This window comes from Pantoea sp. SGAir0183 (assembly GCF_043545505.1).
The window spans coordinates 4316718-4331340 of record NZ_CP028053.1 but is presented as its reverse complement, the minus strand read 5'-3'; the positions used below and the strand labels follow the sequence as shown (position 1 = coordinate 4331340).

Below are 14623 nucleotides of genomic sequence, written 5' to 3'. Positions count from 1 at the left end.
GCTGTCGTTACCTTCCTGGCATCACTCATCGCCAAAATGCACCGCTGGTTAGTGGCATGTTCTTCCCCTGCCCGTTCGCGGCATTCATAAATCCTGGGATGTGACGTGCCGCCGGATTTGAAGAATACAGGTTTTGTTGGCCACGCATTCGCGTAGTAATACTTTACCAACCATAATTCAATATTCTCACAACCCTTAAGCACCAACGTCTGAATGCTGTAAAAACGACAGTACACGAGACAGCTTTTTTTTTGCTTTCCAATACAAGGAGTTGTGTTAGCCATGCTCCCCGGGTTAGTAGATACTTAGATGTTAATCATTGAGGCTGATATTTTACTTAAGGCTGTCTCAATAATTTTACGAAATATATGTGAGTTAGTGCTCATTTTTTGCTAAACACAACTAATTAGCATTAAGCTTTCTTATTGAATCTGTTGGTTTTGTAATCAGAATTATCTCACTGTGTTCAAATTATTATGATATATTCCTGGAAAAATCCTCCCTATGTTTTAGGTTGTGGTGTATGAAGAATTACGACGACTTACAGCGTTTTAAGGAAAAGACAAAAACGCTCGATATCGCCTTTCAGGATATGTCAGGCCAATCGCAGGAAGCGGCGGAGAAAAGTAAATGGTCTCTCATTCGTCAACTGGCGAGTGACGATCAGCAAATGCCGTTTAGTGGTGGCCAGCGTATTGATTTACCCCAGCCACAACCGATTCAGGGTGATGAGTTTAGTCTGGACATGGGTTCAGCGTTAACTCAGAGCGCGCAGGTGTCGACGCCTGCATCTGCCTCTTCCCGTTCCCTCATAAACAGCCTGTCAGCCAGCGAGCCGCTTCCTGACGTGACTGAGCCTGCTTCACACGCTTCCTCTTCCCTGTTCCCGACATCCTCAGCAACGCCTCAGGCCGGGGTCGCCGTGCAGAAGACGCATGCGCCGGTAACGGCACCTGACACTGCCCCCTCAATCCCGGCACGTCCTGAAGCAGAGAACGGTCGCTTCAGCGATCTGTTCCGTGCGCGTAACAGCGCGTCAGAGAATTTACCTAAAGAAACGTTATTAAAACCGTTACTGGAGAAGATTGCCTTATGCCGTTAGTTTGTGTGTGCTCGCCCAAAGGTGGGGTGGGAAAAACTACGTTGGCAGCCAATCTGGCCTGGAGTCTGGCCCGATCGGGTAGCAAGGTATTGGCAATTGATTTTGATGTACAGAATGCATTGCGTCTTCATTTCGGCGTTCCCCTGAATGACGGACGGGGTTTCGTTGCTCGCTCAGAAGAGCAGGCTGACTGGAGCCAGTCTATTTTGACGACCGGAGGGAACATTTTTGTTCTGCCTTACGGCAATGTTACCGAAGCCCAGCGTGAGCGGTTCGAAGAGAATCTGACTAAAGACCCGCATTTTCTCAAGCGAGGCCTTGATACGTTACTGAACTATCCCGGCCTGGTGATGGTAGCGGACTTTCCTCCCGGACCCGGACCTGCGCTTAAAGCCATCAGGGCGTTAGCCGATATGCATTTGGTCGTTATGTTGGCGGATACCGCCTCCGTGTCACTGTTACCCCATATTGAAGAAAACCGCCTGATTGGGCAGCCGCTGAACAGCCGGCACGGTCACTATTTTGTCCTCAACCAGTGCGACAATCGCCGGAATATCAATCGCGATGTGACCGCTTTTCTTCAGCAACGGCTGGGCGATACGCTCCTGGGGCAGATTCATCGTGATGAAAGTGTGGGTGAGGCCAACGCCTCGCAGCAATCCGTTTATGATTTCAGCCCTGCCTCTGCTGCTGCCTTTGATATCGAACTGATCACCAGGCGTGTCGCCAGCATTCTGAATATCACGGTGGGGAATGGCGAAGTTCAGGCGCAAATTAACACCGGTAACTACTAAATGTAATGACCTGCTCCGGCAGGTTAAAAAAAACAGCTCTTTCAGGGTGGGTCATGGGTAAACTTGGGTTTTACCTGCTGCTGCTGGTGCTTGCACCTGTTGCTGCGGTGATTATTATCACGCCGATGGATAGTCAAAAACAGTATATTTTTGGCTTGATTAGCATTGGTATGGTGTTTTTATTGGGGTTCAGTAAAAGCCGTAAAATAACGGTAGTGATGGTTATTCTTTCTGCCCTGATGTCATCCCGCTATATATGGTGGCGGACGACGGAAACACTGTATTTTAATTCTGAAATCGAAGCGATTCTTGGCATTGGCTTATATATTGCGGAACTGTATGTCTGGCTGATCCTTATACTCGGCTTCCTGCAAACCACATGGCCATTAAAGCGAACGATTGAACCCCTGCCGGAGGACACCAGCCTGTGGCCAACGGTTGATGTCTATATCCCCACGTATAATGAAAGTCTTGATGTCGTACGTGACACTGTTCTGGCCGCACAGTGCATTGACTATCCGCGTGACAAGATAAAGGTTTACCTGCTTGACGATGGAAAACGCCGGGAGTTTGCTGTATTCGCGGCCGACGTGGGTGTGGGCTACATCACGCGCGACGATAACAGCCATGCCAAAGCCGGTAATCTTAATCACGCAATGAAGATCACAAAAGGTGAACTGATTTGCGTGTTTGACTGCGACCACGTAGCGACCCGCACATTTTTACAGGCAACGGTGGGCCCGTTCCTGAAAGATCCTAAGCTGGCGCTGTTACAGACGCCGCACTATTTTTATTCGCCCGATCCTTTTGAACGCAATCTGCGCGCAGCGCGCAGTATTCCTAATGAGGGTGCGCTGTTCTATGGTCCGGTGCAGCAGGGTAATGACAACTGGAACGCGACTTTCTTCTGCGGTTCCTGTGCCGTCATTCGTCGTTCTGCGCTGGAAGAGATTGGCGGTTTCGCCGTCGAAACGGTGACCGAAGATGCCCATACGGCGTTGAAAATGCAACGTCGTGGGTGGGGATCGGCCTTTCTGGCCATTCCTCTGGCTGCAGGTCTGGCGACTGAACGTCTGGGCCTGCACGTAATACAACGTACCCGCTGGGCCCGCGGAATGACGCAGATTTTCCGCGTCGATAACCCACTTTTGGGTCGTGGCTTAAAGTGGCAACAGCGGCTTTGCTATCTCAATGCCATGCTGCATTTCCAGTTTGGTCTGCCGCGCGTCATCTTCCTGACCGCGCCGCTGGCTTATCTGTTGTTCAATCTGAATATTATCCATTCGTCAGCATCGCTGATTTTTGCTTATGTCCTGCCTCATCTGGTGCTGTCGTTGTCGGTAAACTCGCGTATGAATGGCCGTTTCCGCTACACCTTCTGGGGGGAAATTTATGAAACCGTCATGTGTTTCCACCTGGTGATTCCGACGATTTTGACATTGCTGTCACCTAAGCATGGCAAATTTAACGTAACGGACAAAGGCGGCGTACTGGATCAGGGCTTCTTCGATTTCCATATTGTTCGCCCGCACGTCATCGTTGCGCTATTGCTCAGCATTGGCATCGTAGCGGGTATCGTGCGTGCGACGATGCATGACTATTTTGGTGTCGATCCTTACGTGATTGCCCTTAACGTAGGCTGGGCGATCTTCAGCTTAATTATTTTAATGGCCGCGATTGCGGTCGCGCGTGAAACCAAGCAGGTACGAAAAACGATTCGTATCGAGGTGCAAATTCCGGCCATTATTCATTACGCCAGCGGTATTTCCTCGCGCACTATGACCAGCGATCTCTCAATGGGAGGCGCGCATCTGGACGCACCGGATAACCGTCATGAGCATGACACGATTGAAGAGATCGATCTGTTGCTGAAATCCGGCACGATTACTATCCCGGCAAGCAAAATTTCCGGCGATGAAGAGAGCATTCGTCTCAGCTTTGGCGCAATGCCGCTGTCGCGTCGTCGCGAACTGGTGCGTGTGGTGCTGGCGCGAGCGGATGCATGGATTCAGCCTGAATATAAGCAAGATAACCCCCTTACTTCTTTGGGTACCATTATTCGTACTGTTTTCGAACTGTTCTGGCTGACCTGGTTAGATCGCCGTGAGAAACGTAAAGGCGGAGCGCAAAACGTGGCGGTGAAAGAGGACAGTGCAGTATGAGAATGTTGATACAGTCGATGCTTGCAGGGTCGCTTTCGGCTGCATTGTGGGCTCTGCCGGCGTCGGCAGAGGCGCCCGTTGCCGGTAATAACGCCAGCCTTACTGCGGTAAATAACGGCCAGACCACGGACAGCAATGCGGTGTTAAACAACAGCGCGGCACCGGAAAGTGGCGCGGTGCCGAATAACAGCGCAGTAATCAACAACAGCCCTGCGACAGGTAGCAGTGCTGCCCCGATCATGAGGACTGCAGCGGATGGTAATACCACCCTCAACAACAGCGCCGCACCTGGCAGCAACGCAGTAATCAACAACAGCCCTGCGACAGGTAGTAGTGCTGCCCCGATCATGAGGACTGCAACGGATGGCGATACCACCCTCAACAACAGCGCCGCACCTGGCAGCAACGCAGTAATCAACAACAGCTCTGTGCCAGATAGCAGTGCTGCCCCGATCATGAGGACTGCACCGGATAGCAATACCACACCAAACAACAGCCCAGCGCCAGACAGCAATGCCGGGCTGAATAACAGCGCAGCCCCAGCAGCCAGCACCGGGGCAGAGAACCCTGCGGTATCAACCTCAACTCATGAGGCGGCTTCCGGATCGGCGATGCCGAATGGCGGGACAGCCGCTGCGCCGTCTGCCAGCAGCCCTGCTACCGTCACCCATGACAGCAGCGCGCTGTCGAGCGTACCGCCACCGGCGGGGCTTGATAACGCAGAACCGGCCCTGGAAGCGGCGGCGGGTGCAACCCCTTATGCACCGGGTCAGGCTACGGCGACCGCGATGGCCAGCAGCATGCTCAATCAGCCCGTCAGCAGCACGCTGAGCGTGGCGCAAATGGGGCAGCGGCAGGGGATTACGCTGACCGGTGGTCAACTGCAATCGGGTATCCTGTTTACGTTGCCAGGCGATGAGGTAGTGACCAACGCACGCCTTAACCTGTCGCTGCGCGTTTCCCAGGCGCTGGCGGCACGTAATACTTCTCTGCAGTTAATGTTAAACGGCCAACCGCTCGGTACGCTGCCGTTAGGTTCGGGCGACAGTGATGAAAGCGATTACCAGCTGGACATTCCGGCGGCCATGATCGTGTCCAACAACAACCTGAGTTTTAAAATTAACGACGCCGATAAGCTGTTGTGCGAAAAAGACAGTGCGGAACAGTATCAGGTGACTATTCTGCCCAAAACGATGTTGAGCCTTGAAGGCCAGCAGTTAAATATTGGCACCAGCCTGCGTAACTTCCCGCGGCCATTTATTGACCCGCAACGTATGACCGCAGCGGATGTCACGTTTGCCTTTACCAACAGCGTTTCACCCGACACGGTCACTGCGGCAGTGCTGGTGGCATCCTGGTTGGGCATTCAAAGTGATTACCGCGGCATCAGCTTCCCGGTCGTCCGCGGTACGCTGCCGGAAAAAAACGGCATCTTGTTTGGTCATCCCGGTGACAAGATTGGCACACTGACCTTTCCTGCCAGTTCAGGGCCCACCCTGCAAATGGTCGATAATCCAGGCAATCCGGTGTATAAGCTGCTGCTGGTGAGTGGCGCAGACGAAAATCAGTTGCGGCAGGCCGCGAATCGTCTGACAACCCAGCCCCTGACTACCGATGGCAGCATGTTACAGGTTAAGCCGCAATCCATTGCCAGTCGCAGTCCTTACGATGCGCCTCGCTGGATCAATACGCTCCATCCTGTCCGTCTGGGTCAGCTGTTGCGCAAAGATCAAAGCCTTACCGCGACCGGTATCTGGCACGATGCGATGCGGGTTAATTTCCGCGCAGCGCCCGATCTGTTTTTGTGGGATGGGGATACGGTTCCGCTCCATTTGCATTACCGCTTTCCGTCAGAGACCTGGATTGATGAGAAAAACTCACTGCTTAATGTCACCCTGAACGGAACCTTCCTGCGTAATCTGACCGTCAATAAAGAGGGGCTTCTGGAAAGCGTCTGGCACCGCCTGGGTGGCGATGCGCGTCAGGAGCATTACCAGATTAACCTCGATCCGTATCTGATTTACGGCGATAACCAGCTGGCGCTCTATTTTAATATTAAGCCCAAGGCGGATGCGCCCTGCGGCGTGTTACTCAACAACAATATTAAGAGCCGAATTGAAGAGGACTCCTGGATCGATCTGAGTTACACGCGGCACTTTAGCATGTTGCCTAATCTGTCCTACTTTGTGGGCGCTTCGTTTCCGTTTTCCCGTCTGGCGGACTTTTCACAAACCACACTACTGCTGCCCGGGCAGCCCAGCGATGCGGAAATTTCCACGCTGTTAAATCTGTCCGCTCGCGCGGGAAATGCGACGGGTGTTGTCCTGGCACAGAATCAGGTGTTGTTTGGTCTGCCAAACGGCGGCAATAACCTGGCACGGGTTCAGCAAACGGATTTACTGGCCGTGAGCACGACCGGAAACAGCGCATTCAATCAGGCAATGCTCGAAAACTCGCCTTATGACGCTAACGGCAGCGCGCTGGGTGTGAAAGAACCGACCACGCTTGAAAAACTGCGTAGCTGGCTGATGGGTGACTGGTATCGTCAACCACTGGATGCCGATCGCTATTTCTCTTCGAATGAGTCCTGGCGTGGTTTTCTGAGTTACCGCTCGACATGGAACCCGGATCGTCTGGTCGTGATGGCGGTTGCTACCAGTGACGACCAGTTGCTGAGATTACATGGTGACCTCAGCTCTGCCCGCATTAATGCGGCGGTAAGAGGCGATACTGCCATTATTACCGATGAGAATGGCATCCGAAGTTTCCGGGTTGGGCCGCAGTTTCCCAGTGGGGAAATGCCGTGGTACATGATGGTGGTATGGTATGCCAACCAGCACTCGGTATTAATGGCGCTGGCTGCACTGCTGTTTTCCGCCGTGGTGGGCAGTGCCGCGTGGGCCATGTTGAAACGACATGCCTCGCGTCGACTGCAGGCAAATGATAATCGCGATGCCGGTAAGAAGTAAGGGCCATAATAATGAATAAAAACCAAATCAGTGCCGGGATCTGTCGCGCGTTAGTGCTGGGCGGGACAATCGCCTTATCTCTGCCGCTTCAGGCAGCGGGGAGCAGCAATCCTGCGCTGCAGGCGTTATTTGATCAGGCAACCTACTGGCATCAAAAAGCGCACGATGATCTGGCGAAGGCCTCCCTGCAGAAAGTGTTAATGGTGGAGCCTGATAACACCCAGGCACTTTACCTGCTGGCGCTCTATTCTCAGCAAAGTGGCGATAATGCGGGCGCGATGCAGTATCGCGCGCGCCTCAGCCAGGTTTCGCCCAACGATCCGCATCTGGCTGAACTGGATAACGCTCGCCAGCTGCAAAGCATTCCTCAGGCACAGCTCTCCCTGGCTCGCCAGCAGGCGCGGAGTGGCAATATCGCGGCGGCCTTGCAAACCTGGCGCAATACCTTTAGCGGCAATGAGCCGCCCCCCAGCGTTGCTGCGGAATATTACCTGACCATGGCGGGTGACCGTGCCCTGCTGCCGCAGGCGATTGAAGCATTGCGCCAGTTTTCGGCTCAGCATCCGCAGGATATGGGGGCCAGACTGGCGCTGGGAAAAGCACTGACATATCAGGATTCAACCCGACGTGAAGGGATTGAGCTGCTCAGTACACTGGCCAGCGGCAATCAGGATGCCGATCGCTCTCTTCGCCAGGCACTTTTATGGCTGGGGCCCCAGGCTTCAGATGCGCCGCTTTACCAAACCTGGCAGCAGCGTCATCCCCAGGATACTGCGGTGATGGACTATTACCGTAAAAATGTCGGCGGCGCGGAGAAGGGGGCAGGGTTTAGCGCGCTGAACAGCGGTGATGTGAACAGCGCAGAAACCAGTTTTGGCAAAGTACTGCAGGCGAACCCCCAGGATGCGGATGCGCTGGCTGGCATGGGTTATGTGGCTCAACGAGAAGGCCGTTATCAGGAGGCGGCGGACTACTTGCAGCGCGCGGCACAACTGGGCGGCGATCAGAGCGCCGATCGGCAGAAGCAGGCTGCTGATGCGCGTTTTTATGCCCAGTTAGCCAACGCCCAACAGGCTTTTAAAAACGGTGACAGTGCGCAGGCACTGGCACTCAGCGCCCCCCTTACTCAGGCGGAAGGCGAAAAAGGCGTGGCAGCAGGCTTATTCCGCGCTGATGTGTTACGTCGAAGCAATCAACCTGAGCAGGCTGAGCAGGCTTATCGCACGATCTTAAAAAACGATCCGGATAACCGCAATGCTCGCGAAGGGCTGTTCTATGTGTTACGCCAGCAGAATCGCACTGCGGAGGCCAATACATTACTGGCTTCGCTGCCAGAAAGCGTCAGACAAAGTGTGGTGCCGCGTGGCAGCAGCGTCGATCCTGTTCGCCAGTTGGCGAAGCGGCAGGTAGCAGCGGGCAACATCAGTGCGGCTATCGCCACCTTGCAGCAGGGCATTCAGCGCTATCCACAGGATGGCTGGTTACGCCTTGATTTGGCGCGACTTTATCGGCAGCAAGGTGATTCAATCCAGGCGGCGAGCGTGATGCAACCAGTGATGCGCGACGGCGCCAGCACGGCTGAGCTTTATGCCGGTGCGTTAAACGCCAGCGAAAGTGGTGCCTGGCAGCAGGCAAGCGCATTGCTGGCCCGTATTCCCGCCAGTGCACAAACGCGTGATATGCGGGAACTGGCACAGCGGGTAAATTTTAATCTGCAAATGGCCACAGCCGATCAGTATCTGGCTCAAGGATCTGATGCGGCAGCGGCGAATACGTTAAAAGCCCTTGCCGTCAACCCGCCGGATAATCCGGTTGATGCGGGCAATCTGGCACAGAAACTGGCAAAAGCCGGCGATCTTGCCGGTGCCGTAGCGGTCGTGCGTGGCAATATGCAACGGGGTGTTCAGGGCAATGCCGGTGACTATGCTGCACAGGTGGCCGTGCTGAACCAGGCCGGACTTGAGAGTGAAGCACAACGTTTTCTGAGCACGCCTGCGCTGCAGGCGCGCAGTACGCCTAAGCAACTGGCCGACTTGCGTGAAGGCTATTTGATTAACGAGGTGGATCGTCTGCGTCAGCAGAAACAGTACGCCGCCGCGTACGATAAGTTAATTGGCGCGCTGCAGCGCGATCCACAGAACCGCGATTTAATGTTTGCCATGGCCCGTCTCTATCAGGACGGCAAAATGAATAAAGACGCGGGCGTCGTCTATGACTACTTAATGACGCAGGATACGCCGTCGCAGGACGCGCGCGTTGGCGCGATCAATGTTGCCCTGGCGCAAAACGATGTGCAGCGTGCCAATGAACTGGCCCGTGGCCTGACGCCCGACCCGACGCCGCAGCGTCAGTTGCTGCTCGCGCAGGTGGCAGAAGCCAATGGCGACCATAGCCAGGCCATGCGTTATCTGCGAACGGCGCGGGGACAAATTATCGGTCTGCAAGGTGCGCAGCCCGGCACCACGCCAACCATCGGCGGACTGGCACTCGCCGACAACCCATTTGTGAACCGCAGCACCTCGCCTGTTGGGCGCACGCCGTCGACGTATGGCACGGTATTGCCCTGGCAGGTTGCGCCGGCCTCATCAGGCACATCGCCGGATGCCACCGTGGCCAGTACGACGAATGTTCCCTCTCAGCAGGCTCAGACGTTACATGATATTGATGCCATGATGGAAACCCTCCAGGAAAAAACGGGCACCTGGGCACAGGGCACGGTACAGGTACGCGGACGTGACGGTGAGTCGGGCCTGAGTCAGCTGACGGAAGCGAAAGCTCCACTCACTTTCTCAACTGTGCCGTTCGGCGACGCACGGTTCGACTTTACCATGACGCCAGTGTCACTGACGGCGGGCAGCGCTGCGGGCGATGCATGGCGGCGTTTCGGCACCAACGCACTGGAACAAGGCAAAGTGGTGGCGGCCAATGGCGCAAAAGTGGACGACGTGCCGACGGCCTCGACCAATTCGCAAACGGCCTCTGGGGTTGAGCTAAGCCTGGCGCTTAAGGGCGACAGCTACAAAGTGGATTTAGGCAGTACGCCGCTGGGCCAGGACCTGAATACGCTGGTCGGTGGTGTGCAGTGGTCGCCCAAAATCACGGACTTCCTGACGCTTATCCTGACCGGGGAACGGCGTGCGATTACTGACAGTCTGCTGTCCTATGTCGGGACTGAAGATAAATCCAGCGGCAAGCGTTGGGGGAACGTCACCAAAAACGGCGGTAATGCCTTACTGAGCTACGATAATGGCGACGCCGGCATGTATGTCGGAGCTGGCGCTTACAGCTATGTAGGTGAAAACGTAGCCAGTAACAACAACCTGCAAGCCAACGCGGGCGTCTATGTTCGTCCATTCCATGCTGACGATCGTGAACTTAAAGTCGGTATGAGTTTATCGTGGATGGATTTCTCGAAAAATCTCAGCTACTTCAGCTACGGACAGGGTGGCTATTTTAGCCCGCAGGATTATGCGTCCATCTCCTTCCCGATCGACTTCACGCGCACCTTCGATGACCTGAAGGTGAATATTGGCGGCGCGTTGGGTTACCAGAGTTACAGCCAGGATAAGAGTGCGTACTTCCCGAACGATCCGTCCCGTCAGGCACAGCTGGAAGCGCTGGCCGCCAACGGGCATGTCAAAAGCGCCTTCTACGAGGGCAACAGTAAAAACGGTGTAGGTTACAACCTGCATGCAGGTGCCGATTATAAAATCGATAAAGATGTCACGATTGGCGGGCAACTGGGTTATGACACCTTTGGTGATTATAACGAAAGCAGCGCGCAGCTCTACTTCCGCTACCTGTTCGGAGACAACTAATGAGTGAAGCTTTGAGTGGGCCGAGCCACCCACATCAGCCTGGCTGGTTTGATCTGGTCAGCGTTCTGGTCGAAGGCATGATTGCCAACGCGGGCCAGGAGCAGGCCACGGCTTTTTTATATAACATGGGTGAATCAATTGCGGCACGTTATGCGTTGCCCGCAGCCCGTACCGTGCAGGATCTGGAGCGTGAATGTAACCTGCAACTGGCCCGCTTCAACTGGGGGTTTGTTCAGTTACAGCCGCAGGATAGTGCCATCTTAATTAAGCACCACGCTGCACCCGCAGGCGACAGTTATCAGCCTGCCGCCGACTGGCAGACGGCATTTGCTGCCATTCTCGCGGGGCTTTTCTCCGGCTGGCTTCAGGGACAGGGCGGCAGTAAAGCCGTACCGGTGACGCTGGAGCTTAATGACGGCAATACGTTGCATTTCCGATATCAATAAGGTGCTCTGATGAGACTTAAGTCAGTGTGGTCAGGAATTCTGGTCTGTTTTATGGTGATATTTTTTAGTGCTCAGGCGATGGCCAACGGGTGGGATACCTACAAAAGCCGCTTCCTGCAGTCAGACGGGCGCATTATTGATACGGGAAATAATAATGTCAGCCATACCGAAGGGCAGGGTTACGGCATGTTGCTGGCGGTCGCCTACGATGACCGCGCGGCTTTTGACCGGCTCTGGAAATGGACGCGCACCACGTTGCGAAATCCGCAAAACGATCTGTTCTACTGGCGCTATATTCCCGGAGCACAGGATCCGGTAGCGGATAAAAACAATGCTTCTGATGGCGATGTGTTAATTGCCTGGGCGTTACAGCGTGCGGCGCAAAAGTGGAACGTCGCAGATTACCAACAGGAATCAGACCGCATTCAGCGTGCCATTGTAAAACTGGATGTGGCGAATTTCGGCGGTTACACCGTGTTGATGCCCGGTGCGCAGGGTTTCAACAAAAACAGCTATGTGGTGCTGAACCCGTCTTATTTTCTGTTTGTTGCCTGGCAGGAGTTTGGCCAGCGCAGCCATCTACAGGTATGGAATAAGCTGATTGACGGTGGAATGGCCTTGCTGGGCAAAATGCATTTCGGCAACAGCGACCTGCCGCTGGACTGGGTAGCGCTGAATGCGGATGGTTCCGTTGCGCCAGCGGTGGGCTATTCAAACCGATTCAGTTATGACGCGATTCGCGTCCCGCTCAACATCTGGTGGTACGATCCGCAAAGCCTGGCGCTGGGCCCCTTTCAGCGCCTCTGGCAAGGTTATAGTCGCACGAATACGCCAGCCTGGTTTGATGTTCTGGCCAATACGGCGGCCCCTTATAATATGGACGGCGGCTTACTGGCGGTACGGGATTTGGTGCTGAACCAAACCGGCTACCTGAGCGACAAGCTGTCGCCCGGGCAGAACTACTTTTCTGCCAGCCTCCAGTTGCTGACCTGGACAGCCTGGCAGGAGAAGCACTAAGCGCCTGATGCCCGCTCTGCGGCATGCTGTTCCGGCATGCCGCTTTTCTTATGGTCACTGACGTGACCGCAATTCCGATTCGTCTGCTTCCGCCCCCTTAAGCCACAAATACATCTTGCGATAGGATATACTTGACGCGCTTTTCTTTTCTGATGTCTACGCTCGTCACGAGCCGGGAGTGAATTTTTGCGCGTAAGCCGATCGCTGACGATAAAACAGATGGCGACAGTCTCGCTGATTGCGACAGTGACCATCAGCATTTTTATCGTTATCCAACTGTTTCATTTTGTGCAACAGCGCAGAATCGACTACGCCCAGCAGATGGAGAATATCGCGCATACCGTGCGTCAGCCGCTGTCTGAAGCGGTGCTGAAAGCGGACATCCCTCAGGCTGAACGCATTCTTAATTCGTTAAAACCCGCCGGGATTTTGTCGCGTGCTGATGTGGTGCTGCCGAATGCGTTCCAGGCGCTGCATGCGAACTTCGAAAACGAGAAACCCGTTCCCAGACTGATCGCCAGAATCTTTGAACTGCCGGTGCAAATCACCTTACCGCTCTACTCTGTTGAGCATACCGGTTTACCGAAGCCGCTGGCTTATCTGGTACTGCAGGCGAATTCATTTCGTGTTTACCAGTTTATTCTGAGCACGTTCTCCACGATGATCATCACCTATTTGCTGCTGGCACTCATCCTGTCCGTTTCAATTAGCTGGTGTATAAACCGGTTGGTGGTGCATCCGCTGCGCCGTATCTCCCGTGAAATACAGGAACTGCCACCGCAGGCGATTCTGACCCACAAACTGTCTGTGCCAGCCGATCACCGTGACGATGAAATCGGTATGTTGATTCGCAGCTATAACCGCAACCAGCAGGTGCTTGAGTCCATTCATGATCAGATGAGTCGGTTAACAACGCATTTCGACGTCACCGATCTGCCGAATCGGGCGCTGTTTTTAGCTTTACTGGAACAGTTTATCCGCGCTCGTCGCCATGCTTTTAGTGTGATGGTGATACGCATCGAAACCCTGCAGGAAGCGAATGGTGTACTCAGTGATGAACAGCGCGATACGTTGATGCTGACGCTGGCCGAGAAAATTCGCAGCACCATTGATGATCAGACATTGCTGGCACAGACTGCTACCAGTGATTTTGTCTTACTGATGAAATCAGCCAGCAACCCCTTTCGCGCGATGCGGCTGGCCCGCAATCTGATGATTCGCCTTAATCAGCCTGTCACTCTGCATCAGCTACAACTGCGACCCAATGCCAGTATCGGTCTGGCGTTAAGCGAAGAAGATGAAACGACGGGGGCTAATGAGATGCTGGATCGTGCGACCTCCGCAATGATGTCAGCCCGTCGTCAGGGCAAAAATCAGATCCTGTTTTTTGATGCCGCCCTCACCGAACGGGCTCAAAAGCGCTTAACTCAGGAACACGATATCTTACAGGGCTTGCACGACGAGCAGTTTGCCCTCTATTTGCAACCCCAGATTGATATGCGCACCGGCAGGCTGGCGGGTGCGGAGGCACTACTGCGTATGCGTCAGGCGGACGGCCGGTACGGATTACCCGAAGAGTTCATCGCCAGCGCGGAAGAAATCGGGGTGATTTCAGCGATTGGCCGCTGGGTATTTGAAGAAGCATGCCGCATTCTGGCTGGCTGGCAGCGCCATGGGGTGAGGGTCCCGCTGAGTATCAATATTTCTGCCGTTCAGTTACGCGATGTCAGCATTGTGAATCATCTGCAATCCTTGCTGGTGCGCCATTCAATTGCGCCAGGCACATTAGTGCTGGAGATTACCGAAACCGCGCAAATGGGCGATGCTGAGCAGGCTATTTCCCTGCTGCGGATGTTGCAAAAAACCGGCGTTGCCGTTGCACTGGATGACTTTGGGATGGGCTATTCCAATCTTAACTACCTGCATCAGTTTAAAGCCTTACCGGTTAACAAACTGAAAATGGATCGCAGCTTTGTTGCCGCGTTGCCTGAGGACGACACGATGGTGCGTATCGTGGCGGCCATTGCTGACATTATTGACCTGGATGTCATTGCTGAAGGGGTAGAAACCAGTGAACAGCGTGACTGGCTGCTGGCCCGCGGTATCACGATTGGTCAGGGCTATCTTTATTCTGAAGCCGTGCCGCTGGCGCAATTTACTCATCAATGGCTGGATAATGCCCTGGAGGAGGAATAACGACCTGATTCCTTGATTTTGCGAGAAATTTAGTTACAAAACTCCTTGCTGAAGCGTTTCAGTTCAGAATTACGCGCCTATCATTTCCCCTGACTTTGCAGCCCTGTATTAATCACGTA

8 protein-coding genes are annotated in these 14623 nt (G+C 54.2%); all 8 read left to right on the top strand.

From position 1 onward, the window contains the following. Positions 1 to 523: 523 nt before the first annotated feature. Positions 524 to 1102 (top strand): cellulose biosynthesis protein BcsO, encoded by a 579-nt coding sequence (gene bcsO / locus C1N59_RS20125; RefSeq protein WP_006121412.1) that lies wholly within the window; start codon positions 524 to 526, stop codon positions 1100 to 1102. Further along, positions 1093 to 1896, top strand: a complete 804-nt coding sequence (gene bcsQ, locus C1N59_RS20120) for a cellulose biosynthesis protein BcsQ (RefSeq protein WP_054634734.1) — start codon at positions 1093 to 1095, stop codon at positions 1894 to 1896. Before bcsO ends, bcsQ begins: the two co-directional genes overlap by 10 nt. 53 nt (positions 1897 to 1949) lie before the next feature. Beyond that, the gene (bcsA, locus tag C1N59_RS20115) at positions 1950 to 4058 is read left to right on the top strand and encodes a UDP-forming cellulose synthase catalytic subunit (RefSeq protein WP_006121414.1); all 2109 of its coding nucleotides are present in this window, start codon (positions 1950 to 1952) and stop codon (positions 4056 to 4058) included. Beyond that, positions 4055 to 7027: a cellulose biosynthesis cyclic di-GMP-binding regulatory protein BcsB gene (bcsB, locus tag C1N59_RS20110; RefSeq protein WP_394550127.1), complete on the top strand. Its 2973-nt coding sequence runs from the start codon at positions 4055 to 4057 to the stop codon at positions 7025 to 7027. Before bcsA ends, bcsB begins: the two co-directional genes overlap by 4 nt. An 11-nt stretch (positions 7028 to 7038) precedes the next feature. Beyond that, complete coding sequence (locus tag C1N59_RS20105) at positions 7039 to 10845, top strand: cellulose biosynthesis protein BcsC (protein ID WP_394550126.1); 3807 nt, start codon at positions 7039 to 7041, stop codon at positions 10843 to 10845. Further along, positions 10845 to 11291, top strand: a complete 447-nt coding sequence (gene bcsD, locus C1N59_RS20100; protein ID WP_394550125.1) for a cellulose biosynthesis protein BcsD — start codon at positions 10845 to 10847, stop codon at positions 11289 to 11291. Before C1N59_RS20105 ends, bcsD begins: the two co-directional genes overlap by 1 nt. 9 nt (positions 11292 to 11300) lie before the next feature. Continuing rightward, a complete protein-coding gene (locus tag C1N59_RS20095; protein ID WP_283788326.1) occupies positions 11301 to 12308 on the top strand; it encodes a glycosyl hydrolase family 8 in 1008 nt (335 codons plus the stop codon). Positions 12309 to 12494: 186 nt separating this feature from the next. After that, positions 12495 to 14504, top strand: coding sequence for a biofilm formation regulator HmsP (hmsP, locus tag C1N59_RS20090; protein WP_263757234.1), 2010 nt, complete (start codon positions 12495 to 12497; stop codon positions 14502 to 14504). Positions 14505 to 14623: the final 119 nt, after the last annotated feature.